We start from the raw sequence: 23,482 nt of genomic DNA on the forward strand, positions 1-23,482 counted from the left end.
TCAGTAGTCCTCCGGTCGGCCGGTGCTGCGCAAAAGGTCGAGGATCTCGGCGTGCGCGGCGGGGCCCGCCGCCAGCGCGGAATCCGACGCGGGGCTCCAGGGCTCGCCGGCCAGGTCGGTGACGACACCGCCGGCGGCCCGCACCAACGCGACCCCGGCGGCGTGGTCCCACACGTGGCCGCCGAAACTGATTGCCGCGCCCAGGATTCCGTCGGCAACGTAGGCGAGGTCGAGGCCGGTGGAACCGTGCATGCGCAACCGCGACGAGACCCGGCTGAGATTCTCCAGCACCGCGATCCGGTAGCGGCCCGGGAACCGGCCCCGGGCGTCCGCGCTGAACGATCCCGCGCCGACGAGGGCGTCGGACAGGTCGATGGCCGCCAGTGGCGGCTGCGGGATCCCGTTCTTGCGCAACGGTCCACCCGACACCGCGGTGTAGCGCTGGTCCATGAACGGCAACCAGGTCAGCCCGGCCACCGGGTCGCCGTGGTGCAGCAGCCCGAGCAGGATCCCGGCCATCGGTGACCCGGCCGCATAGTTGAAGGTGCCGTCGACGGGGTCGAGCACCCATACCCAGGGTGAATCGACGGCCGAGCCGCCGAATTCCTCGCCGTGGACGCCGATTCCGGTCGCTTCGGTCAGCGCGGCGACCACCTGACGCTCGATCGCGAGGTCCACGTCGGTGGCGAAGTCGTTGCCCTTCTTGCGCACCGCGGAGTCGGCTCGGTGACCGGCGAGGAAGGGTTCGGTGGCGTCGTCGAGGATTGCCGATGCCGTCTCGACCAACGCGTCCAAGTCCATGCCGCTGTTACTCTCCGACCGCGGCCAGCGCCTGCGGCAGCGTGAATCGCCCGGCGTAGAGGGCCTTGCCGACGATGGCGCCCTCGACGCCGCGGCCGGTCAGGGTGGCGATGGCGCGCAGGTCGTCCAGGCTGGACACCCCGCCCGACGCGATCACCGGGACGTCGGTGCGGTCGGCGACGGCCGCCAGCAGCTCCAGGTTGGGGCCGCCCAGCGTGCCGTCCTTGGTGACGTCGGTGACCACGAACCGCGAACACCCTTCGCGGTCAAGGCGTTCCAGCACCTCCCACAGGTCACCGCCATCGGTCTCCCAGCCGCGTCCCCGCAGCCGGTGGGTGCCGCCCGGATGGGTTTTGTCGATCTGGACGTCGAGCCCCACGGCGACCTTGTCCCCGTGCTCGCCGATCGCCCGCGCGCACCACTGCGGGTTCTCCAGCGCCGCCGTGCCCAGGTTGACCCGGGCGCAGCCGGTGGCCAACGCCGCCGCCAGCGAGTCGTCGTCGCGGATCCCCCCGGAGAGCTCCACCTGCACGTCGAGCTTGCCGACCACCTCGGCGAGCAGTTCACGGTTGGAGCCGCGCCCGAACGCCGCGTCCAGATCGACCAGATGGATCCATTCGGCGCCGTCGCGTTGCCAAGTCAGAGCGGCGTCGAGCGCCGAGCCGTATTCGGTTTCACTGCCCGCCTTGCCCTGCACCAGACGCACGGCGCGGCCGTCGACCACGTCGACCGCGGGCAACAAGATCAACACGCTTTCTCCTTCACGCCGAGACTGCAACTGGCTGCGGGTCCCCTCGGCGTTTGTGTCGTGGAATACAGTTTCGCGGAAGCCATCACAGTGCCTGGACCCAATTGCTCAAGACGGCCGCGCCGGCATCTCCGCTTTTCTCCGGGTGAAACTGGGTGGCCGACAACGGCCCTTCCTCGACCGCGGCCAGGAAAGGCCCCTCGTGGGTGGCCCAGGTCAGCACCGCATCGGGCGATCCCTCCCACTGCTGGGCGGCGTAGGAGTGCACGAAGTAGAACCGGGTGTCCGCGTCGAGCCCCTTGAACAGGACGCTGCCGGGCCCGGAATCGACGACGTTCCAACCCATGTGCGGGATCACCGGCGCCTGCAGCCGCGTCACGTATCCCGGCCACTGCCCGCACCCTTCGGTCTCCACGCTGAACTCGACGCCGCGGGCGAACAGGATCTGCATCCCGACGCACACGCCCAGCACCGGACGCCCGGCCGCGACCCGATCGGCGATGATGCGGTCCCCGTTGATCGTGCGCAGCCCCGTCATGCAGGCCTCGTACGCGCCGACGCCGGGCACCACCAGGCCGTCGGCCGCGGCCGCGGCTCCGGCGTCGGCGGTCACCTCGACCGACGCACCGACCCGCTCGAGGGCGCGCTGAGCCGACCGCAGGTTGCCCGAGCCGTAATCGAGGACAACAACCGATTTCTTTGTCACAGAACACCTTTGGTGGACGGCACGCCCGACACCCGGGGGTCGGGCTCCACCGCCTGGCGCAGCGCGCGGGCCACGGCCTTGTACTCGGCCTCGGTGATGTGGTGCGGGTCGCGCCCATACAGAACGCGGACGTGCAGCGCGATGCGCGCGTTCATGGCGAGCGACTCGAACACGTGCCGGTTGATGACGGTGTGATAGGGCACCGAATTGCCGGCGATCGTGGTGTGCTGCAGGTGATCCGGCTCCCCGCTGTGCACACAGTAGGGCCGGCCGGACACGTCGACCGCCGCGTGGGCCAGCGTCTCGTCCATCGGGATGAAGGCGTCCCCGAACCGGCGGATGCCCCGCTTGTCGCCCAGGGCCTGGCCGAGCGCCTGCCCCAGCGCGATGGCGGTGTCCTCGATGGTGTGATGGCCCTCGATCTCGACGTCACCCTTGGTGCGCACCGTCAGGTCGAAGCTGGCGTGACTGCCCAGCGCGGTAAGCATGTGGTCGTAGAACGGCACCCCGGTGTCGACGTCGACCTGGCCGGTGCCGTCGAGGTCGAGGTCGATGACGATGTCGGATTCCTTGGTGCGGCGCTCGACGCGCGCACGGCGGGCGGCTTTGTCGGTGTTGACGGCGGTCATGGCGCTCCTACGTTGACGGGGGCCGGCTCGGTGGCGGCGATCTGGGCGCTGGCCCGCAGGAAGGCGTCGTTCTCCTCGACCAGGCCGGTGGTGACCCGTAGATAGCCGGGGATTCCGACATCGCGGATCAGGACGCCGGCATCCAGATAGCGCTGCCAGGTGGCCGGCGCGTCGGCGAACTCCCCGAACAGCACGAAGTTGGCGTCGCTGGGGATCACCCGAAAACCCAGGCGGGTCAACGCCGCCCCCACGCGTTCGCGCTCGGCGATGAGCGCCGCGACGCTGCCCAGCGTGTCGTCGGCGTGCCGCAGCGCGGCGCGCGCGGCGGCTTGGGTGACCGACGACAGGTGATACGGCAGCCGCACCAGCAGCATCGCGTCGATCACCGCCGGCGTGGCGATCAGATAGCCGAGCCGTCCCCCGGCGAAGGCGAACGCCTTGCTCATGGTGCGCGAGACGATGAGCTTGGTCGGATACTCCCCCACCAGCGCCACCGCGCTGGGCTCCGACGAGAATTCGCCGTAGGCCTCGTCGACGATCAGGATGCCGGGCACCACGTCGAGCAGCCGCCGCAGATCCGGCAGCGAAACACTCTGCCCGGACGGGTTGTTCGGGCTGGCGACGAACACCACGTCGGGTTGGCGGTCGGTGATGGCGGCGACGGCGGCCTCGACGTCCAGGCTGAAGTCGTCGGCCCGGGCGGCCTGCAACCATTCGGTGCGGGTGCCGTCGGAGATGATCGGGTGCATCGAGTAGGAGGGAACGAACCCGATCGCCGTGCGCCCCGGGCCGCCGAACGCCTGCAGCAGTTGCTGCAGGATCTCGTTGGAACCGTTTGCCGCCCAGAGGTTTTCGACCCCGAGTGCAACGCCGGTCTGGGCGCTGAGGTATTCGGCCAGATCGGTCCGCAGGGCGACCGCGTCGCGGTCGGGGTAGCGGTGCAGGTCGGCGGCGGCGTCGGCGACCGAGCGCACCACGTCGTCCACCAGCGCCTTGCTGGGCGGGTGCGGGTTCTCGTTGGTGTTCAGCCGCACCGGGACCGCCAATTGCGGTGCGCCATAGGGCGACTTGCCACGCAGGTCGTCGCGCAGCGGCAGGTCGTCCAGTGTCGGTTGCCGCGGCCCGGTCATCGCTCGAACCTCCGCCGTACCGCCTCGCCGTGCGCCGGCAGGTCCTCGGCCTCGGCGAGCGTGATCACGTGCCCGGACACGTCTTTGAGCGCCGCCTCGGTGTAGTCGACGACGTGGATGCCGCGCAGGAAGGTCTGCACGGACAGGCCGCTGGAATGCCGCGCGCAGCCGGCGGTCGGCAGGACGTGATTGGATCCGGCGCAGTAGTCCCCGAGGCTCACCGGCGCATACGGGCCGACGAAAATGGCTCCCGCCGCGCGTATTCGCCCGGCCACGCTCGCCGCGTCGGCGGTCTGGATCTCCAGGTGTTCGGCGGCGTAGGCGTTGACGACCTTGACGCCGGCGTCCACGTCGTCGACGAGGATGATCGCCGACTGGCGCCCGCCCAGGGCGGCGGTCACCCGCTCGCGGTGCACGGTCGTCCGCAACTGGGCGGCCAGTTCCTTGTCGGTGGCCGCGGCCAGGTCCTCGCTGGGGGTCACCAGCACGCTCCCGGCCATTTCGTCGTGTTCGGCCTGGCTGATCATGTCGGCGGCCACGTGCGCGGGGTCGGCGGTGTTATCGGCCAGGATCGCGATCTCCGTCGGCCCGGCCTCGGCGTCGATGCCGACCCGCGAACGGCACAGCCGCTTGGCGGCGGTGACGTAGATGTTGCCCGGCCCGGTGATCATGTCGACGGGCGCCAACTCGGCGTCTGCCCCCGGCGACGATGCGGATCGTGCGCGATCCGAGGAGAAGCCGGGCCATTCGGCCCCGGTATCGGTGCCGCCGTAGGCCAGCAGCGCGACGGCCTGCGCGCCGCCGACGGCCCACACCTCGTCGACGCCCAGCAGCCGGGCCGCTGCCAGGATGGTCGGGTGCGGCAGGCCGCCGAACTGGGCCTGCGGCGGGCTGGCCACCACCAGCGAGGCGACGCCGGCGGCCTGCGCCGGCACCACGTTCATCACGACGCTGGACGGGTAGACGGCGTTGCCGCCGGGCACGTAGAGGCCCACCCGCTCGACCGGTACCCACCGCTCGGTGACCGTCGCGCCCGGGCCGAGCGTCGTCGTCACGTCGGTGCGGCGCTGGTCGGCGTGCACCGCGCGGGTGCGCTCGATCATCACGCGCAGGGCCTCGGCGACCGCCGCGTCCAGTTCGGCCAGGGCTTTCTCGAGCGCCTCCGCGGGCACCCGGACGGCCGGGGGCCGCACCCCGTCGAAGGACTCCCCGAATTCGAGGGCGGCCTCGGCGCCGCGCTCCGCGACGGCCTGCACGATCGGGCGCACCTTGGGCAGCACCGCCTCCACGTCGGCACCGCCACGCGGCAGCGCCGCCCGCAAACGGGCAGCCGTCAATTCCGCGCCCCGCAGGTCGATACGGGCCATCGGCGACGGTCGGATGGTGCTCACGGTGTCCATTGTCCCAGAGGAACTCAAATCGATATCCGACCGGTAGTGTGCCGGTGAAGAGGCCATGCCCCGCGCTGAAATGACGCTGAGACGATAGAGCCGACCCAGGGAGCCGCCATGTCCGCCAAGGATCACCCCAACAACGCCCCCGGCGTCCCGATGGTCTTCCCGCCCTGGTTCGAGCGCTTCCAGATCAAGTACTTCAACCCGGCGGTCAAGCCGATCGTGCGCTACCTGCCCGGCACCGCGACGATCAAGCACCGTGGCCGTACCTCCGGCAAGCCCTACGAGACCATCGTGACCACGTACCGCAAGGGCAACACCCTGGCGATCGCGCTGGGCCACGGCAAGACGAACTGGGTGAAGAACGTGCTGGCCGCGGGCGAGGCGGACGTGGAGTTGAGCCGCAACCGCGTGCTGCACCTCATCAACCCGCGGATCCTGCCCGCCGGCTCCGACGGCGACGGGCTGCCGGCGTTGGCGCGCATGCAGCTGCGCCGGATCGGGGTTTTCGTCGCCGACATCGCCTGAGACCGGGGCGCGCCGACTTTGAGTGTGCGCCAGTGGCTTTCAGTGTGCGGCCACGGCGCCGACACGCCGAAGAATCGCGCCGACGATTCACACTCAACGCCCAGGTTTCACACCCGATGCAGCCGCGCTACATATCCAAGCCGATGTCGAGCACCCGCACCGAATGCGTCAGCGCGCCGACGGCCAGATAGTCCACGCCGGTCGCGGCGTAGGCGGCGGCGTTTTCCAGGCTGAGGCCGCCGGAGGACTCGAGCAGGACGGCCGGCGCGCGCGCATCCCGGCGTTGCACCGCCATCTGCGTCTGCCACACCGGGAAGTTGTCCAGCAAGATCAGCTCGGGCTTTTCGGGCAGCACCTCGTCGAGCTGCTCGAGTGAATCCACTTCCACCTCACACGGCAGGTCCGGCGCCGCGTCGCGGACCGCGCGCAGCGCCTCGACCACCGAACCCGCCGCCACCACGTGGTTGTCTTTGATCAGCGCGGCATCGCCGAGCCCGAGGCGGTGGTTGACGCCCCCGCCGACGCGCACCGCATATTTCTGCAACACCCGCAGGCCCGGCAGGGTTTTGCGGGTGTCGCGGACCTTGGCCTTGGTGCCGTCCACGGCGGCCACCCAGTGCGCGGTGGTGGTGGCGATCCCCGACAGGTGGCAGATGAGGTTCAGCATGGTCCGCTCGGCGGTCAGCAGGCCGCGGGTTTCGGCCCGCACCGTCAGCACGGGCTGGCCCGCCTGCAGCTGGGCGCCGTCCTCGACGCGGTCGATGACCTCGTAGCCGCGCGCGCCGAGCACCTCGTCGAGCACCAGCAGCGCGATGTCGATGCCGGCGATCACGCCGGGCTGCCGGGGCACCATGGACGCGGTGGCCACCGCGTCGGCGGGCACCGTCGCCAGCGTGGTGACGTCGGGCCCGTAGCGCAGGTCCTCGACCAGGCCGCGCCGGATGGTTTCGCGCGCGGCGGTGAGTTCGCAGTCGGACATCGAGGTCATACGACCGCCGCCAAGGCCTCCACCAGCACCGAGTTCTGGTCGTCGGCCAGTCGCAGCACGTTGCTGCGCGCCTGCTCGGCCACGGTCTGCGGGTGTTCCTCGCGGTGGTGGCAGCCCCGGGTTTCGGTGCGGGCCAGGGCCGCGGCCGTCACCGCGCGGGCGGTGACGGCCAGCGCGACGTCCTCGAAGTCGCGACGACCCGCGACGGCGCGCACCTTGGCCCGCGACAGCGTGGTGGACAACCGGGTCAGCCCGGCGGCGTCGCGCACCACCGACGCGTCGCGGCTCATCGCGCGCTGCAGCTCGGCGCGCTCGGGCGCGGTGTGCGCGACGGGCTCGGGTGCGACCGCCCGGGCGGGCCCGGCCGCCGCGGCGTGCGCGGCCGCCGCCCTGCCGGCGCGGCCGCCCACCACCAAACCTTCCAACAGGCTGTTGGACGCCAACCGGTTGGCGCCGTGCAGGCCGGTACGGGCGACCTCACCGGCGGCGAACAACCCGGGCAGCTCGGTTTGGCCGCACACGTCGGTGACGATGCCCCCGCAGCTGTAATGCGCCCCGGGCACAACGGGAATGGGTTGACGGACGGGGTCGACGCCGGCGGCCCGGCAGGCGGCCGTCACCGTCGGGAACCGGTTTGCGAAGTCCCCGATGTGGCGGGCGTCGAGGAAGACGCACGGGTCACCGGTGGCCTTCATCCGCGCGTCGATGGCCGCGGCGACGACATCGCGGGGGGCCAGGTCGCCCATCGGATGAACACCGGCGGTTACCGAATCCCCTTGCCGGTCAATCAGTCTGGCGCCCTCGCCGCGGATGGCCTCGGTGACCAGCGGGCGCCGCCCGCCGGCGGCCCCGGGCGCGAAGAGCATCGTGGGGTGGAACTGGATGAACTCGAGATCGCTGACCGCGACGCCGGCCCACAGGCCCAACGCGATTCCGTCGCCGGTGGATCCCTCCGGGTTGGTGGTCGCGCCGTACAGATGCCCGAGCCCGCCGCTGGCAATGATCACCGAGGGCGCGCCGATGATTCCGTATCCCTGCGGGTTGCCCACCAGGACGCCGGTCACGGCCGCGCCGTCGTGCAGCACGCGCAGGGCCACGTGCCCGGTGCGGATGTCCAGCGTGCGCGCGGCGTGGTCGAGTGCGCGCTGCACCTCGGCGCCGGTGGCGTCACCCCCGGCATGCACGATGCGCCGCCGCGAGTGCCCGCCTTCGCGCGTCAGCGCCCACTGGCCGGGCGCGGATTCGTCGAATCGTGCTCCGTCGCCGACCAATTCGGTCACGGCCGCGTACCCGTCGGCGACGATCGAGTAGACCGCCTGCGGATCGCACAGGCCCGCCCCGGCGACCACGGTGTCGGCGACGTGCGCCTCGACCGAGTCGTCGTTGTCGGGCAGGACGACCGCGATGCCGCCCTGCGCGTAGTGGGTCGCCGTCGCGCCGCGCGCCTGATCGGCCTTGCTCAGCACGACGACGCGGCGCCCGGCGCGGTGGGCGGCCAGCGCGGCGGCCAATCCCGCGACACCGGTGCCGATCACGACGACGTCGGCGCTGTCAGTCCACTGGGGACGGGCGGTCATTCGCCACCGCCCGGCTGCCCGATCTCGATCATGCGCTGCACGCTGCGGCGGCCGGCGGCCGCGATGTCGGGGTCGACGTCGACTTCGTCGGCCCCCTCGACGAGGCAGCGCAGCAGGGCCGCCGGGGTGATCATCTTCATGAACTTGCAGGAGGCGCGGTCGTTGACGGCGCGGAAGTCGACCTGCGGCGCGGCCCGCCGCAGCTGATAGAGCATGCCGACCTCGGTGGCCACCAACACTTTTCGCGCGTTGGTCTGGGTCGCGGCGTCGAGCATGCCGCCGGTGGACAAGATCTTCACCCGGTCCGGGGGGAACGCGCCTTCGCCGGCGAGGTAGAGGGCCGATGTGGCACAACCACATTCGGGATGCACGAACAGCTCGGCGTCGGGATTCGCGCGGGCCTGGTCGCCCAGTTCGTCGCCGTTGATCCCCGCGTGCACGTGGCATTCGCCGGCCCACACGTGCAAATTCTTGCGGCCGGTGACCCGGCGCACGTGGGCGCCGAGGAACTGATCCGGGCAGAACAGCACCTCGCGGTCGGGGTCGATGGACTCGACCACGTCGACCGCGTTGGACGATGTGCAGCAGATGTCGGTGAGCGCCTTGACCGCCGCCGTCGTGTTGACGTAGGAGACGACGACCGCGCCGGGGTGCTCGTCCTTCCACGCGCGTAACTCGTCGGCGGTGATCGAATCGGCCAGCGAGCAGCCGGCGCGCTGATCAGGGATGAGCACCGTCTTGTCGGGGCTGAGCATCTTGGCCGTCTCGGCCATGAAGTGCACGCCGCAGAACACGATGGTGTCCTCGGCCGCCTCGGCGGCGATCCGCGACAGAGCCAGCGAGTCGCCCACGTGGTCGGCGACGTCCTGGATCTCGGGCAGCTGGTAGTTGTGCGCGAGCACGGTGGCGCCGCGCAACTTAGCCAGTCGGCGAATCTCGGCGGCCCACTGCGCATCGGCGACCACGCCGGCGTAGCCGGTGGGCGAATTCGTGATGTCGGCAACCATGTCTTCGGCGAGCGTGTCCATGCGATTGATCACCGTCATGGGGGCTCCTTTCAGCCAGGAGGTTTTCGACTTATAATCGAAAACATGGCCCATCGTAGCACCGCCCACGAAGTGCTCGCGGTCGTGTTCCAGGTTCGCGAAGTCACCGACGGGGTTGCCAAGGGGCGACCGACGGCGAAACCGCAGCTGAACGTGCTGTTATGGCAGCGCGCCAAGGACCCGCAACGCGGCGCGTGGTCGCTGCCGGGCGGGCAGGTCCGCAACGACGAGGACATGATCACCTCGGTGCGCCGCCAGCTCGCCGAGAAGGTCGACCTCAAGGAACTGGCGCATCTGGAACAGCTCGCGGTGTTCTCCGACCCGCACCGGGTGCCGGGCGCCCGGGTGATCGCGTCCACCTTCCTGGGCCTGGTGCCCTCCCCCGCCAGCCCCGAGCTCCCGCCGGACACCCGCTGGCACCCGGTGAACCGCCTGCCACCGATGGCCTTCGACCACGCCCCGATGGTGGATCACGCCCGCACCCGGCTGAACGCCAAACTGTCCTACACCAACATCGGGTTCGCTTTGGCGCCAAGGGAATTCGCGCTCTCCACGCTGCGCGACATCTACGGAGCGGCGCTGGGGTATCAGGTCGACGCGACGAACCTGCAGCGGGTGCTGGCGCGGCGCGGCGTCATCACCGCGACCGGCACCATCGCGCAATCCGGCCGCAGCGGCGGGCGCCCGGCCGCGCTGTACCGGTTCACCGACGCCGCGTTGCGGGTCACCGACGAATTCGCCGCGCTGAGGCCGCCCGGGGTCCCCGGCTAGGCTTACCCGAACGCGTCGTTGTAGCGACGCGCCATCCGGTCGGCACCCGTGACGTGTCTGGCCCGCCCGCAGGTGACGAGAAGTCGCTCACAGCGCGGCGATGACGTTTTGGTTACCTGCCGTTCGTACGCGAGAATGCCGGGTGGCCACGAAGGGAGCCTCAATGGCTGAGCTCGGCAACCTGGCAGGCACGCATGGCGCGGAATGGATCGCCCGGCCGCCCCACGAGGAACTGCAGCCCAAGGTGCGTCCGCTGCTGCCCTCGGACGACCCGTTCTACCAGCCGCCGCTGGGATTCCAGCACGCCGAGCCCGGGACGGTGCTGCGCTCGCGCGACGTCGAGTTGGCCTTCCTCGGCCTGATCCCGCAGCCCATCAAGGCCGTCCAGCTGCTCTACCGGACCATGGACATGCACGGTCAGCCGGAGGCGACCGCGACGACGGTGATCGTCCCGACCGACCTCGCCCCCTGCCCGGTGCTGTCGTACCAGTGCGCGATCGACGCCGTGTCGTCGCGCTGCTTCCCGTCCTATGCGCTGCGCCGCCGGGCGAAGGCGTTCGGGGCGATCGGCCAGTTCGAGCTCTTCCTGATCGCCGCCGCCGTCGCCGAGGGCTGGGCCGTCTCCGTGCCCGACCACGAAGGCCTGCGCGGCTTGTGGGGGGCGCCGTATGAGCCCGGCTACCGGGTCCTGGACGGCATCCGGGCCGCGCTGGGCTCCGAGCGGCTCGGGCTGTCCAAGTCGGCCCCGATCGGGCTGTGGGGGTACTCCGGGGGCGGCCTGGCCAGCGCATGGGCCGCCGAGGTGTGCGCCGAATACGCGCCGGAACTCGACATCGTGGGCGCGGTGCTCGGCTCGCCCGTCGGGGACCTGGGCAACACCTTCCGGCGGCTCAACGGCAGCTTCCTGTCGGGCTTGCCCGCGCTGGTGGTGGCCGCGCTCGCGCACATCTATCCCGATCTGGACCGGGTGATCAAGGAGCACGCCAACGAGGAGGGGCGCGCCCTGCTCGACTCGCTGGAGAAGATGACGACCGTCGGGGCCGTCGTCCGCATGGCCGGCAAGAACATGGGCGACTATCTCGACGAGCCGCTCGAGAAGATCCTGTCCACCCCGGAAGTCTCGTACGTCTTCGACCACATCAAGCTGGGCGCCGCGGTCCCGACGCCACCGGTGCTGATCGTGCAGGCCGTGCACGACTACCTGATCGACGTCCACGACATCGACGTGCTGGCCGACGCCTATTCGGCGGGCGGTGCGCGGGTCACCTACCACCGCGACGCGTTCAACGAACACATGATGCTGCACCCGCTGTCGGCGCCGATGACCTTGCGCTGGCTGACGGACCGCTTCGAGGGTCGCCCGCTGACCGAGCACCTGGTGCGAACCACCTGGCCGACGATGTTCAACCCGATGACCTACATCGGCATGGCCCGGCTGTTCAAAATCGCGGCCAAGGTGGTCACGGGCCGCAGGATTCGCCGCCGTCCGCTATGACACGGCCGCTTCCGCCGCGCCGCCCCGTCCCACGGGCAGCGCGGCGGAGGCCCGGCGCTCCGGGGGCAGCGCCCCCAGGTCGTCACGGGCGTCCGCAGCCACCCGCACGGCGTACACCAGCGCGGCGACGCCCACCGGCCACATCAGGCTGACCGCGATCTGCAGGGGACGGTCGGAGAAGAACACCGGCGGCGCCTGGGTGACGTAGGCGACGGACGGGCTCTTGCTCAGCGGCACCGCGTCGAAGTCCAAGGCGCCGTAGGCGACCCGCACCAGCCCCGCCCCGACCGCGGCGGCCGCGGCGGCGGCGGTCAGCATGCCGACCGACAGGGCGACGACCATTCCCGGGCCGCGGTGCTGTTGCCATTGCCACGCCCACACGGACGCGACCACCGCCAGCACGGTCAACAGGCCCAGCATCAGGGCGGGGGCGACGAAGAAATGCTCGGACTCGTTGCCCAGATAGTCATGCACCCGCTCGCCGGAGCGGGTGAGCGCCACCACGGCGCGGATCGGCGGCGCGATCCACGCCCACAGCGCGCCGATCAGCAGACCGGTCACCGCCGAGCCAGCCGCGACGAGCACGAGCGCGCGCACCCGCGCCCGGCGGGTTACGGCGACGGGCGGGGCCGGGACGTCCGGGGTGGCCTGCTCGCTCACCGTTGCGCCTCCAGGTCGGCGGAGTCGACCTCACCGTGGCGCGAGCAGCGCGCCCGCCACCCGTCGGGGCGGACCTGCACCACCATCCGGCGCCCGCACGCCGCGCAGAACCGGGGCGGCTCGAGGCCCAGCTGAGCCGCTGTCGGCACGGCGGTGCCCCCTAACTCGCCGGTGTAGACGTTGTAGACGCCGGCGCTGACCGCAGCACCCAGATCGCCAACCACAAGTGTCCAACCCTAGCCGCGGCGAGTCGCTTACAAACTGGCGTTGAGCCCCTTGAGGGGCATCTGCAGGTCGCCGAGCAATTCCAGGTCGGATTCGGCCGGGCGGCCCAGCGTGGTCAGGTAGTTGCCGACGATCACGGCGTTGATGCCGCCCAGCATGCCCTTCTTGGCGCCGAGGTCGCCCAGGGTGATCTCGCGGCCGCCGGCGAAGCGCAGCATGACGCGCGGCAGCGCCAGCCGGAACGCGCCGACGGACTTCAACGCCTCGCTGGCCGGCAGCACCTCCAGGTCGCCGAACGGCGTGCCCGGCCGGGGGTTGAAGAAGTTCAGCGGGACCTCGTCGGGGCCGAGTTCGGCGAGTTCGGCGGCGAATTCGGCGCGCTGCTCAAGGGATTCGCCCATGCCCAGGATCCCGCCGCAGCACACCTCCATGCCGGCGTCGCGCACCATCGACAGCGTCTCCCAGCGCTCCTCCCAGAGGTGGGTGGTCACGACGTTGGTGAAGTACGAGCGCGCGGTCTCGAGGTTGTGGTTGTAGCGGTGCACACCCATGGCCGCCAGCTGCTCCACCTGCTCGGCGGTCAGCATGCCCAGCGAGCAGGCGATGTTGATCTCGACCTCGTTGCGGATCGCCTCGATGCCCGCCGCGACCTGGGCCATCAACCGCTCGTCGGGACCGCGAACCGCGGCCACGATGCAGAACTCGGTGGCGCCGGACTTCGCGGTCTGCTTGGCCGCCTCGACCAGGCTGGGGATGTCGAGCCGGGCGCTGCGCACCGGCGATTCGAACAGGCCGGACTGCGCGCAGAAGTGACAGTCTTCGGGGCAGCCGCCGGTCTTGAGGCTGATGATGCCCTCGACCTCGACCTCGGGGCCACACCAGCGCATCCGCACCTCGTGGGCCAGCGCCAGCAGTTCGTCGAGCCGGTCGTCGGGCAGCCGCAACACCTGCAGGACCTGGTCGCGGCTCAGGCCCTGGCCGTCCTCCAGCACCTGCTGCCGGGCCACCGCCAGGATGTCCTCGCCGTTGCCGGTTTCGGCCGTCGGTCGGGTTGCCGCTTGGGTCACCAGGTACTCCCTTGCCTCTTTCTCGTGTCCGCGCGTGGGGACACATCTGCCCCGTGGTGGTGGCAGCCGGAATGAAAAGGTGTTCAAAGTAGGGTAACGGCCGAAGAACTCCGCCTATCCCTGGGTATACGACCATGGTGACCCCGCACGTCGAATACCTGGCGCACCACTACCTGCTGTTGGCGGCGCCGGCATTCCTGCCTGCGGTGATCGTCGTCGCCGTCATCCTGTACATCGCGCTGCGCGACCGCCGCGAAGGCCGCAACGTCACGGGCGCCACCAAGGCCACCTCCGACGCGTCGAAACCCGACACGCCCGATCAAGAGCGTGATTGACGGGCGCCGGATCTGGGCATTAAACAAACAATCACGAACCTACTTGACAGTAATAAGCGGTTGACTTCAATCGGATCTTCCGGGGCAGCCCGGCGCGAGTGGGAGGCACGACGATGCGGCCGAATGAACTGACGATTGTTGCTGAGGCACCGGCGCGCGGTGCGGGGTTGGACCAGGTGATCGGGCTCTCGATCGCCGCGGTGGTGATCACGTTGCTGATGCTGTGGGTGGGCCACGCCCACCGCACGCACCGCATCACCTGGTTGGCCCGCCTCGCGGACAAGGTGGGCGAAAAATTCCACCGACCGAGCTGGGTCGCCCTGCCGGTGCTGGTGTTCACCACATCGATCATCTGCGCGCTGTTCGGCTTCATCTGGGACGTCAGCTGGCATATCGGCAACGGCCGCGACCCCGGCCCGCTGGCCAACCCGGCGCACTACTTCATCATCATCGGGCTGTTCGGCATCTTCCTCGGCGGGATGACGGCGGTCGTGCTGCCCTTCGAGCAGCCCGGCCCGGCGGCGGTGCGCATCACCCGGAACTGGCAGGCCCCCGTCGGCGGTGTGCTGATGGCCGGCTGCGGCCTGTACGCACTGATCGGGTTCCCCCTCGACGACATCTGGCACCGCATCTTCGGCCAGGACGTAACACTTTGGGGCCCAACGCATTTGATGATGATCGGCGGCGCCTGCTTCTCGCTGTTCGCGGTGCTGATGCTCGAGCGCGAGGGTGAGGCCCAACTGGGCGCCGACGTCCTGCACGGCGCGTTCATCACGTTCCTGCGCTACCTGTCGTTCGGCGGCATGTTCATCGGCTTGTCGGTCTATCAGATCGAATACGACTTCGGCGTCGAGCAATTCCGCCTCGTCCTGCAGCCCATGATGATCGCCGCCGCGGCGGCGCTGGCGGCGGTGGCCGCCCGCATCACCATGGGACGGGGCGCGGCCCTGATCGCGGCCGTCTTCGCCATCGCGCTGCGCGGTGGTGTGGCATTGCTGGTCGGGCCGATCCTGGGGGCCCCGATCAACTGGTTCCCCCTGTATCTCGGCCCCGCGCTCGCGGTCGAGTTGATCGCGCTGACTCCGCTGATCAAGCGCCCCATCGCATTTGGCGCCGTCGCGGGCCTCGGTGTGGGGACCGTCGGGCTGTGGCTGGAGTCGCTGTGGATCGCGGCGGTCTACCACTACCCGTGGCCGGTCGGCATGTGGGGCGAGGCGCTGGCCATGGCGGTGCCGGTCGCGGTGCTGATGGGCATGTGCGGCGCGCTGTTCGGCATGGTGCTCACCGGCCAGCGGCTCCCCGGCCGCGCCGCCGGCATCTCGGTGGTGGTGGTCACGGTGCTGGTGATCGGCGGCGCGGTGGCCAACGGCCTGCACATCGTCGTGCCGCGCCAGAACAACGCCGCCATCGCGCTGACCGATCTGCCCGCGGCGCCCGGGCAGCGCATGGTCTCGGCCGACGTCCAACTGCAACCGTCCGACATGGTCGGCCGGCATCCGGAGTGGGTGACGATCCTGTCCTGGCAGGGCCGGATGGAGAACAATCGCGGTCTACAGATCGACGAGCTCGAGCAGGTGGGTCCCGGGCACTACAGGTCGACGCGCCCGCTTCCGGTGTGGGGCACGTGGAAGACGCTGTTGCGGGTTCAGGACGGCTACACGATGACCGCGGTGCCGATCTACGAACCGGCCGACGAGGCGATCCCGGCGCCCGAGGTTCCGGCGTTGCCGGCGATGAACCGCCCGTTCGTGCAGGAGATCACGATCCTGCAGCGCGAACGCGACCAGAACGCGCCGGTGTGGCTGTTCACCGCCGGCTCGATCGTGGTGCTGTTCATGACGCTGATGGTCATCGCCGGCCTAACGTGGGGTGCGGGGCGGCTCGGCAACGCCGTCACCGAGCCGGAGCCCGTCGAGGACAAGCAGCCCGCTCCCCGGGCGGCGTAGGGCGATGACGATTCGCGGCACTCTCCTCGCGGCGTGGGTGACGGCGCTGGTCTGCGGGCTGGTCGCCTGCGGCGGTTCCACCGACAAGTCGCCGGCGGCTCCCCTGGTGATCGACGTGACCATCGCCCACGGTCAGGTGACCCCGACCAACGCCACACTGCAGGCCAAGGTGCGCCAGCAGATCACCCTGCACGTGACCAGCGACGCCACCGACGAGCTGCACGTGCACTCGACGCCCGATCACAAGTTCCAGGTCGCGGCGGCGCCCCACCAGACGTTTGACTTCGCCGTCGAGGTGCCCGGCAACGTCGCGGTGGAACTGCACCACCTCGACCGGACCATCGCCACCATCCAAGTGCAGCCGTGACCTCCGCCCACGCGGCGGTGGTGCTCGCGCATGGGCTCGGCGGGTCGGGCGACCTTCCGGTGCCGTACGCCTACGCGATGGTCGGGGCGGCATGGGCGCTGACGTTCACCTTCGCCCTGGTCGCTTTCGCCTGGCGACAACCGCGGTTCGATCCGCTGAAGCCGGGCAGGCCCTTGCCGGCGGCGCTGACGGCGTTCGTCGACGCCCGGGCGAGCCGCTGGGCGGCCGCGGCGCTGGCGCTGGTGTTCGCGCTGTGGGCGGTGTCGGCCGGGATCTGGGGCCCCCAGTCGGAGACCAACGCGCTGCTCGGCGCGTTCTACGTGCTGCTGTGGGTCGGGCTGGTGGCCCTGTCGCTGGCCTTCGGGCCGGTGTGGCGGGTGATTTCGCCCATGCGCACGGTGTACCTGCTGCTGCGCCGCGTCACGCCGCGGCGGATCGGCCGGCCGCGGCGGTCCTACCCGGAAGGCTGGGGCTACCGTCCCGCCGCGGTCGGCCTGTTCGCGTTCGTCTGGATGGAACTGGCCAGCCCGAACTCGGCGTCGCTGCCCTGGATCAGGACGTGGATCGCCGCCTACGCCGTGCTGATGCTCGCCGGGGCCTGGCTGTGCGGGCAGCGCTGGCTGGCGCGCGCCGACCCGTTCGGCGTGTACAGCATGGCCGTCTCCCGGCTCTCACCGTTTCGCCGCAATCGGGAGACCGGGCGGATCGTCGTCGGCAACCCGCTCGACCATCTGCCGTCACTGCCGGTGCGTCCGGGCGTCGTCGTGCTGCTGGCGGTGCTGCTCGGGTCCACCGCCTTCGACAGCTTCTCGTCGTCGCCGACCTGGCGCGGCTTCGCCGATCGGCTCACGCGAGACGTCGGCGTGTCCCCCACTTTAGCGTCGTCGGCGCTACGCACCGCCGGGCTGATCGTCTTCATTTCCGTTGTGGCGGTGACGTTTTCGTTGGCCGCGCGGGCCACCGGCGGCGTGGACCGCGAGCGGCGCCGCGCGCTGCCCGGCCAGATGGCGCATTCGCTGATCCCGATCGTGGTGGGCTACATCTTCGCGCACTACCTGTCGTATCTGGTGGAGCGCGGACAGCAGGCGGTGTTCGCGCTGGCCGACCCGTTCGGCCGCGGCTGGAACCTGTTCGGCCTGGCGCACTTACACGTGGCCTACGTGTTGTCCATGCATCCGCCGCTGCTGGCGGCGATCAAGGTGATTTGCGTGGTCACCGGGCACATCGTCGCGGTGATCGCCGCCCACGACAAAGCCCTGCGACTGCTGCCCGCCGGGCATCAGCTCACCGGACAGCTGACCATGATGCTGTTGATGGTCGGCTACACCTTCACCGGTTTGTATCTGCTCTTCGGTGGGTAGGCGTTGCGGCGTGCGCTCCTCCGTAACGCGAACCCTGACCGAACTCGATTGATGGCGGGGCGCTCGACCGAGCCGGTCCCCCCGGACGAGCAGAACCCGGCCCGGACGACGTGGCGTCGCCTACGAGCGCTGTCCCGATTCAGCATTCAGTCCAAGGTGATGCTGATGCTGCTGGTGGCCAGCCTGGCGTCGCTGGGAGTGATCGGAACAGTCGAATACGTCGCGGCGCGCAACGCGCTGTTGCCCGCGGCCTCCGAGCGGATGACCCAGATGCGCGCGGCGCAGAAACGGGCCATCGAGACCCTGTTCTCGGATCTGTCGGATTCGCTGGTCGTCTACAGCCACGGAACCACCGCGTTGGACGCGGTGCGCGAGTTCACCGCCGGCTTCGACCAACTGGCCAACGCTCCCGTCGACCCCGGGCAGCAACGCGCGCTGGTGGACTTCTACACCAAAAAGCTGATCGAACCGATCGAGCGCGACACCGGCAAGAAGCTGGCACTCGACGCCGTGCTGCCGAGCAACAACGCACAGAAGTACCTGCAGGCGCACTACACCGTGGCGGCGAATCGGTCCTCCAATCAGACGGGCTCGGCGCCCGACGACGCCGGCGACGGCAGCGCATGGTCGGCCGCCAATGCGCGGTTCAACGACTACTTTCGCGAGATCGCAACCCGATTCGAGTACCGGGACGCGCTGCTGCTCGACACCCGCGGCAACGTCGTCTACAGCGTGAAGAAATCCGCGTCCCTCGGTACCAACGTCCGCACCGGCCCGTATCGCCAATCCAACCTGCGCGACGCCTACGAGAAGGCGATGGCCGCCAACTCGGTGGACTTCGTGTGGATCACCGACTTCGCGCCCTATCAGGCTCAACTCGGTCAGCCCATCGCGTGGTTGACGGCACCGATCGGTCCACCCGGCAACGCGGCCGGGGTGCTGGCGCTGCCCCTGCCGATCGCCAAGGTGAATCGGATCATGACCGCCGACAAGCAGTGGAAGGCCGCGGGCATGGGCGACACCGCCGAAACGTATCTCGCCGGTCCGGACCACCTGATGCGCTCGGATTCGCGGCTGTTCCTCGAGGACCCCCAGCGATACAAACGGGATGCGGTCGCGGCCGGAACCCGGCCGGCCGCCGTCGACACGGCGATCAGGTGGGGCGGCACCACGCTGGTTCAGCCCGTGGCCACCGCGGCGGTGCGCGCCGCCGACCGCGGAGAGTCGGGAACCCTCACCGACACCAGCTATCTGGGCCGGCGCGAACTCGCCGCCTACGCCCCGCTGTCCGTGCCCAATTCCGACCTGCACTGGTCGATCGTCGCGACCAGGGAAACCGCCGAGGCCAACGCCCGCGTCATGTCGCTCACCCAGACCCTCGTGATCACCACCACCGCAATGGTTTTCGTTATCTGTGTGGCGGCGCTGCTGGTCGCGCAGATCTTCGTGCGACCCATCCGCAGGTTGCAGGCCGGCGCCCAGGAGATCGGCGCCGGAAACTACGACGTCGCGATCCCGGTCACCTCCCACGATGAAATCGGGGAACTCACGGCCGCTTTCAACGAGATGAGCCGAAACCTGCAGATCAAGGAAGAGCTGCTGGGCGAACAACGCAAGGAAAACGACCGGCTGCTCGGGTCGTTGATGCCCGAGCCGGTGGCGCGGCGATACCGCGAGGGCGAACACACGATCGCCCAGGAGCACCAGGACGTCACCGTCATCTTCGCCGACCTCGTCGGCCTCGACGAGATCTCGGGCAGGCTTTCCGGGCGCGAATTGGTGGGCATCGTCGACGAGCTGATCCGCGAACTCGACTCGGCGGCCGAATCCCTTGGTATCGAGCCGATTCGCACGCTCCACAACGGCTACCTCGCCAGCTGCGGCCTGAACTTTCCCCGCCTGGACAGCGTCCACCGCACCGTCGAATTCGCTGTCGAGATGAAAGACATCATCGCGCGCTTCAACGCCAGGACGGGCTACCACCTGGCGCTGCGGGCCGGCATCAACACCGGAAACGTCATCAGCGGACTGGTCGGGCGATCCAGCATCGTCTACGACATGTGGGGCGCTGCCGTCAACCTCGCGCATCAAACACGCAGCAGCACAACGCAAACGGGGATTTACGTCACCTCGAAGGTGTACGAGGTGATGCACGACATCCGTCAGTTCACGCCCGCGGGCACCATCACGGTCGGCGGCGTCGAGCAGCAGATCTGGAAGTTGTCGGAAGGGTAAGGGGCAGGGCCGTGACATCCTTGGACTCGTCGTCGCTGTACTGGGCCGCCGGTGTGGTCATCGGGCTGCCGCTGCTGCTGATCGCCCTCACCGAATGGCATCAGAGCCTGGTCCGCAGGGACAGCCCGCTGGCCCGGCCGGCGTTCCTGTTGCGCAGCTACCTGATCCCACTGGGCGCCCTGCTGGTGTTGCTGGTCAACGTCGCGCGGATGCCGGCGCAGTTCACCTCGGTTCGGGTCCTCGCGACGGTGTTCGGCTTCGTGGTGTTGGTGCTGCTGTTGTCCGGGCTCAACGCGACCGTGTTCGAGGGCGCGCCGCAAGGGACGTGGCGCCAGCGCATTCCGGGCATCTTCCTCGACGTGACCCGGTTCGTGCTGATCGGAGTCGGGCTGGCGGTCATTTTCTCCTACGTGTGGGGTGTCCGCGTCGGCGGCCTTTTCACCGCGCTGGGCGTGACCTCGGTGGTGATCGGGCTGATGCTGCAGAACTCCGTCGGCCAGATCGTGTCGGGGCTGTTCATGTTGTTCGAACAGCCATTCCGGATCGGCGACTGGCTGGACACCCCCGCGGCCCGGGGCCGCATCGTGGAGGCGAACTGGCGCTCCGTCCACATCCAGACCGGCCGTGGGCTACAGATCACCCCGAACTCGGTGCTGGCCACCACCTCGTTCACCAACCTCAGCCGCCCGCCCGGGGGCCACCAATTGGCAATCACCACAACGTTTTCCGAGGTCGACCCGCCCGACCGAGTGTGCGCATTGCTGGAACGGGTGGCCAACGCGCTGCCGCAGCGCAGGCCCAACGCCGTGGCAGCCGCGACGCCCGCCGGGGCCGCCGAGTACCTCCTCACCGTCGGGTTGAGGTCGCCCGCAGACGATTCCGCCGCGCAGGCGACGTTTCTGCGTTGGCTCTGGTACGCCGCGCGGCGCGAAGGCCTGCGCCTCGACGGCGCCGAGGACGACATCTCGACGCCCGAGCGCATCGAGAAGGCCTTGCGGACCGTGGTGGCCCCGGCGTTGCGGCTGAGCCAACCGGATCAGCAGGCGCTGACGTCGCACGCCAGGATCGTTCGCTACGGTGCGAACGAGATCGTCGAGCACGCCGGCCGGGTTCCCGACAAGATGACGTTTCTGCTCGCGGGCGGTGTGCGATTGACCGCCACCGCCAGGGACGGAACGGCGGTCGCGGTCGGGGGGCTGGACGAGGGCTCGTTCCTGGGGGTGACCGCGCTGACCCGGCAGCCCAACCTGTCCGACGCGCAGGCGATCGACGAAATCACCGCGCTGGAAATCGATCGCGACCACCTCGTCGAATTGGTGACCAGTAAGCCGCTGCTGCTGCAAGACCTGGGCCGCGCCATCGACGAGCGGCGCGCCAGGGTGCACGAGGCCATGGGGCAGGAGTTCGCACTGTCGGCCACCCCATGAGCCGGGCGGCGCCGCAGCGCGACGAACGCTGATGTGCGGCCGGAGCGCCGGGCCCAGCGGGCGATGTCATCTTGGGCCGGGCGTCCACGGGCGCAGTCGCGGAAACCACGCGGGCACCGCCTGCCGATAGGCCTCGTAGTCGGTCCCGAATTGGCGCTGCAGGGTGGGTTCTTCGTACCAGCGCACGAACGAGGCCGTCACCGCCCACATCACCGCGGCGTAGATGGCCGTGCCGAGGCTGCCGAACAGCAGGGCCTGGCCGACGATGACCACCAGGAGGCCGACGTACATCGGATTGCGGACATACCGGTTGAATGCACTGACGACGAGTCGTCGGGGCGCCGCGACGGGTGCTGGGGTGCCGCCCGCCTTGGCGAACTCCGCAAACGCCGACACCACCGGTACCAGGCCCACACAGATCAGCAGCACCCCGACGATCTGGGCAATCACCCAGTGTGGCAGCGGTTGATGGCAATGCCAGCCGGTGATCAGCCAGGGGATCAGTCCGGCGACGGTCCCCGGGGCGACGAGAAAAAACGCCGCGCTGCCTAGCGCCGCAGTCGTTGTACGCATCATGCTCCCCTTCGCTCAGAGCCTGTAACTCGCGCGTTCCCAATGGTTTTCACGCCAGGTACGGCGACGGCGTCCCGCCGCGGGAAGTCGGGCACCTTGATGACCCGGCGCACGACCCGTCGTGAAACCTGGCACCGCATAACTCCCCGACTGCGGAGTTTCTCCGCGTCCAAGCTAACGACATCGGCGGAGATAAGTCAACGACCGTAGAATTTCTGTGCGATGCGCCGATGGGTGGCCCCCGCGCCCCGCCATACCGCGTTTGCGGTCGCCACTAACCGATCAGGTGCTCGACCTTCTTGTTGCCGTCCCAGCGGCGCAAACCCGCGAAGCTGCCGTCGATCTGGGCGGGCCGGCCCGCGATGCGCAACGCGCGGCCGAGTTGGGCGCCGCCGACCCGGCGGGCGATCGTGACGTGCGCGGTCCATTGACCGGGCAGGCTGTTGGGCATCGGGCCGGGCACCAGATGCGGGGCGCACAACTCGTGCACCCGGGCGTGCAGGGCCAGCAGCTCGCCCGTCGGCACCACGAGCCGCGCGAAAACGGCGCTGCCGCGGCCGAACAACACCGGCGCGCCGACGAGGCAGCCCAGCGGCAGCCGGTTGCTCAGCGGGGCCAGCAACGGGTCGACGTCGGCGGCGATGCCCTCGGCCACCGCCAGCGTCACGTGCGGGCGGCTGGCCGGCGCCTGGCTGGGAATTCCCGCCGCCGCCAACGCTTCCCAGATGTTTCGGATCGCGGCCTCGGTGTCGCGGTCGAAGGTCAGCTCGATGGAGTGGACCATCAACCGGCCAGCGTGGCGACCCAGTCGCGGTCGAATGCGCCTGCGCACAGCGCCGCGAAGTCGGCCGCGTCCAGCGACGCCGCCCCCGCGGGCAGCGCGGCGCGCAGCGCGGCCAACCGGGCCAGCGCGGACCGGTTGGACGCCTCCACCACCCCGGGGCACCGGGGCCACGCCCCGATCACCAGCCCGGCGCACGAAACATTGTGTGCGGCAAGTGATTCCAGCGTGAGCGCGGTGTGGTTGAGGGTGCCCAGCGACGGGCTGACCACCACCAGCGCCGGGGCGCCGAGCGCGACGGCGAGATCGCGTGCGGTGACACCGTTTTCGCCGAGTTCGACCAGTAGGCCCCCGGCGCCCTCGACCAGCGTCAGCCGCCCCGGCCGGTCCAACTCCCCGATGAGCCCCAGTAGCTGCTCGCGGGTGGGCAGCGGCATCCCGGCCTGCTCGGCCGCGGCCACCGGCGCCAGCGGCTGCGGGTACCGGGCGAACCCGGCCAGCTCGGTCACCCCGGACAGCCGGCCCACCTCCGCGAGGTCGTCGTCGCCGTCATCGGTGCCGGTCTGGACCGGTTTGCACACCGCCACGTCGAGGCCGGCCCGGCGGGCGTGGCAGGCCAGCGCCGCGGTGACGACCGTCTTGCCGACCCCCGTGTCGGTGCCGGTGACGACCAGGACCGTCACCGGGGTGCC

24 protein-coding genes are annotated in these 23,482 nt (G+C 70.0%); 9 read left to right on the forward strand and 15 right to left on the reverse strand.

What is annotated here, in order from left to right:
* The 6 genes from P6281_RS15160 to hisD form a co-directional block, all read right to left on the reverse strand.
* Nucleotides 1-801, reverse strand: coding sequence for an inositol monophosphatase family protein (locus tag P6281_RS15160; RefSeq protein ID WP_008257765.1), 801 nt, complete (start codon nucleotides 799-801; stop codon nucleotides 1-3).
* Nucleotides 802-808: 7 nt separating this feature from the next.
* Nucleotides 809-1,552 (reverse strand): bifunctional 1-(5-phosphoribosyl)-5-((5-phosphoribosylamino)methylideneamino)imidazole-4-carboxamide isomerase/phosphoribosylanthranilate isomerase PriA, encoded by a 744-nt coding sequence (priA, locus tag P6281_RS15165; protein ID WP_008257766.1) that lies wholly within the window; start codon nucleotides 1,550-1,552, stop codon nucleotides 809-811.
* Between the two features lie 82 nt (nucleotides 1,553-1,634).
* Complete coding sequence (gene hisH / locus P6281_RS15170; protein ID WP_008257767.1) at nucleotides 1,635-2,255, reverse strand: imidazole glycerol phosphate synthase subunit HisH; 621 nt, start codon at nucleotides 2,253-2,255, stop codon at nucleotides 1,635-1,637.
* Nucleotides 2,252-2,884, reverse strand: a complete 633-nt coding sequence (hisB, locus tag P6281_RS15175; RefSeq protein ID WP_008257768.1) for an imidazoleglycerol-phosphate dehydratase HisB — start codon at nucleotides 2,882-2,884, stop codon at nucleotides 2,252-2,254. Before hisB ends, hisH begins: the two co-directional genes overlap by 4 nt.
* Nucleotides 2,881-4,014, reverse strand: coding sequence for a histidinol-phosphate transaminase (locus P6281_RS15180; protein WP_008257769.1), 1,134 nt, complete (start codon nucleotides 4,012-4,014; stop codon nucleotides 2,881-2,883). Before P6281_RS15180 ends, hisB begins: the two co-directional genes overlap by 4 nt.
* A complete protein-coding gene (gene hisD / locus P6281_RS15185; protein WP_008257770.1) occupies nucleotides 4,011-5,414 on the reverse strand; it encodes a histidinol dehydrogenase in 1,404 nt (467 codons plus the stop codon). The genes P6281_RS15180 and hisD overlap by 4 nt, the downstream gene beginning before the upstream one ends.
* 108 nt (nucleotides 5,415-5,522) lie before the next feature.
* Here hisD and P6281_RS15190 point away from each other — a divergent pair, with 108 nt between their 5' ends.
* Nucleotides 5,523-5,936, forward strand: coding sequence for a nitroreductase family deazaflavin-dependent oxidoreductase (locus P6281_RS15190; protein WP_009954931.1), 414 nt, complete (start codon nucleotides 5,523-5,525; stop codon nucleotides 5,934-5,936).
* Between the two features lie 127 nt (nucleotides 5,937-6,063).
* Here P6281_RS15190 and nadC read toward each other — a convergent pair whose 3' ends face one another.
* Genes nadC through nadA form a run of 3 tightly spaced genes read right to left on the reverse strand, consistent with a single transcriptional unit; the run spans nucleotide 6,064 to nucleotide 9,547 of the window.
* Entirely contained in the window at nucleotides 6,064-6,924 is an 861-nt protein-coding gene (gene nadC / locus P6281_RS15195; RefSeq protein ID WP_014711917.1) for a carboxylating nicotinate-nucleotide diphosphorylase, read from the reverse strand.
* Nucleotides 6,921-8,501, reverse strand: a complete 1,581-nt coding sequence (locus P6281_RS15200) for an L-aspartate oxidase (RefSeq protein WP_014380363.1) — start codon at nucleotides 8,499-8,501, stop codon at nucleotides 6,921-6,923. The genes nadC and P6281_RS15200 overlap by 4 nt, the downstream gene beginning before the upstream one ends.
* Nucleotides 8,498-9,547, reverse strand: a complete 1,050-nt coding sequence (gene nadA, locus P6281_RS15205) for a quinolinate synthase NadA (protein ID WP_008257783.1) — start codon at nucleotides 9,545-9,547, stop codon at nucleotides 8,498-8,500. Before nadA ends, P6281_RS15200 begins: the two co-directional genes overlap by 4 nt.
* Before the next feature lie 45 nt (nucleotides 9,548-9,592).
* On the opposite strand from nadA, the gene P6281_RS15210 reads away from it, so the two are divergent.
* Both P6281_RS15210 and P6281_RS15215 read left to right on the forward strand, forming a co-directional pair.
* Complete coding sequence (locus tag P6281_RS15210; RefSeq protein ID WP_014942362.1) at nucleotides 9,593-10,318, forward strand: NUDIX hydrolase; 726 nt, start codon at nucleotides 9,593-9,595, stop codon at nucleotides 10,316-10,318.
* 163 nt (nucleotides 10,319-10,481) lie between these two features.
* Complete coding sequence (locus P6281_RS15215) at nucleotides 10,482-11,813, forward strand: lipase family protein (protein WP_014380365.1); 1,332 nt, start codon at nucleotides 10,482-10,484, stop codon at nucleotides 11,811-11,813.
* Here P6281_RS15215 and P6281_RS15220 read toward each other — a convergent pair.
* From P6281_RS15220 to bioB, 3 genes are read right to left on the reverse strand one after another with little or no spacing between them, the layout of a single operon-like run.
* Complete coding sequence (locus tag P6281_RS15220; RefSeq protein WP_008257786.1) at nucleotides 11,808-12,473, reverse strand: DUF2567 domain-containing protein; 666 nt, start codon at nucleotides 12,471-12,473, stop codon at nucleotides 11,808-11,810. The genes P6281_RS15215 and P6281_RS15220 overlap by 6 nt on opposite strands.
* Nucleotides 12,470-12,697 (reverse strand): biotin synthase auxiliary protein BsaP, encoded by a 228-nt coding sequence (gene bsaP / locus P6281_RS15225; RefSeq protein WP_008257787.1) that lies wholly within the window; start codon nucleotides 12,695-12,697, stop codon nucleotides 12,470-12,472. Before bsaP ends, P6281_RS15220 begins: the two co-directional genes overlap by 4 nt.
* 30 nt (nucleotides 12,698-12,727) lie before the next feature.
* A complete protein-coding gene (gene bioB / locus P6281_RS15230; protein ID WP_008257795.1) occupies nucleotides 12,728-13,765 on the reverse strand; it encodes a biotin synthase BioB in 1,038 nt (345 codons plus the stop codon).
* 134 nt (nucleotides 13,766-13,899) lie between these two features.
* Between bioB and P6281_RS15235 the strand changes: the two genes are divergently transcribed.
* The 6 genes from P6281_RS15235 to P6281_RS15260 all read left to right on the forward strand — a co-directional run bounded on the left by P6281_RS15235 (nucleotide 13,900) and on the right by P6281_RS15260 (nucleotide 21,436).
* The gene (locus P6281_RS15235) at nucleotides 13,900-14,100 is read left to right on the forward strand and encodes a hypothetical protein (RefSeq protein ID WP_009954668.1); all 201 of its coding nucleotides are present in this window, start codon (nucleotides 13,900-13,902) and stop codon (nucleotides 14,098-14,100) included.
* Nucleotides 14,101-14,213: 113 nt separating this feature from the next.
* Nucleotides 14,214-16,046: a hypothetical protein gene (locus P6281_RS15240; protein ID WP_041785706.1), complete on the forward strand. Its 1,833-nt coding sequence runs from the start codon at nucleotides 14,214-14,216 to the stop codon at nucleotides 16,044-16,046.
* Between the two features lie 4 nt (nucleotides 16,047-16,050).
* On the forward strand, nucleotides 16,051-16,413 hold the full coding sequence (locus P6281_RS15245; RefSeq protein ID WP_014385129.1) for a hypothetical protein: 363 nt from the start codon (nucleotides 16,051-16,053) through the stop codon (nucleotides 16,411-16,413).
* Nucleotides 16,410-17,774 (forward strand): hypothetical protein, encoded by a 1,365-nt coding sequence (locus P6281_RS15250; protein ID WP_324738402.1) that lies wholly within the window; start codon nucleotides 16,410-16,412, stop codon nucleotides 17,772-17,774. Before P6281_RS15245 ends, P6281_RS15250 begins: the two co-directional genes overlap by 4 nt.
* A 51-nt stretch (nucleotides 17,775-17,825) precedes the next feature.
* Nucleotides 17,826-20,009: an adenylate/guanylate cyclase domain-containing protein gene (locus P6281_RS15255; RefSeq protein WP_014385131.1), complete on the forward strand. Its 2,184-nt coding sequence runs from the start codon at nucleotides 17,826-17,828 to the stop codon at nucleotides 20,007-20,009.
* A gap of 11 nt (nucleotides 20,010-20,020) precedes the next feature.
* The gene (locus tag P6281_RS15260; protein WP_038536589.1) at nucleotides 20,021-21,436 is read left to right on the forward strand and encodes a mechanosensitive ion channel domain-containing protein; all 1,416 of its coding nucleotides are present in this window, start codon (nucleotides 20,021-20,023) and stop codon (nucleotides 21,434-21,436) included.
* Between the two features lie 66 nt (nucleotides 21,437-21,502).
* On the opposite strand, the gene P6281_RS15265 is transcribed toward P6281_RS15260, so the two are convergent.
* The 3 genes from P6281_RS15265 to bioD all read right to left on the reverse strand — a co-directional run bounded on the left by P6281_RS15265 (nucleotide 21,503) and on the right by bioD (nucleotide 23,473).
* Entirely contained in the window at nucleotides 21,503-22,012 is a 510-nt protein-coding gene (locus P6281_RS15265; RefSeq protein WP_009954662.1) for a methyltransferase family protein, read from the reverse strand.
* A 271-nt stretch (nucleotides 22,013-22,283) separates the two neighbouring features.
* Nucleotides 22,284-22,793 (reverse strand): 2'-5' RNA ligase family protein, encoded by a 510-nt coding sequence (locus P6281_RS15270; RefSeq protein WP_009954660.1) that lies wholly within the window; start codon nucleotides 22,791-22,793, stop codon nucleotides 22,284-22,286.
* A complete protein-coding gene (gene bioD, locus P6281_RS15275) occupies nucleotides 22,793-23,473 on the reverse strand; it encodes a dethiobiotin synthase (RefSeq protein WP_014385133.1) in 681 nt (226 codons plus the stop codon). The genes P6281_RS15270 and bioD overlap by 1 nt, the downstream gene beginning before the upstream one ends.
* Between the last annotated feature and the right edge of the window lie 9 nt (nucleotides 23,474-23,482).

The organism is Mycobacterium sp. 5-140-3-2, from assembly GCF_035666375.1.
Lineage (GTDB): Bacteria > Actinomycetota > Actinomycetes > Mycobacteriales > Mycobacteriaceae > Mycobacterium > Mycobacterium intracellulare.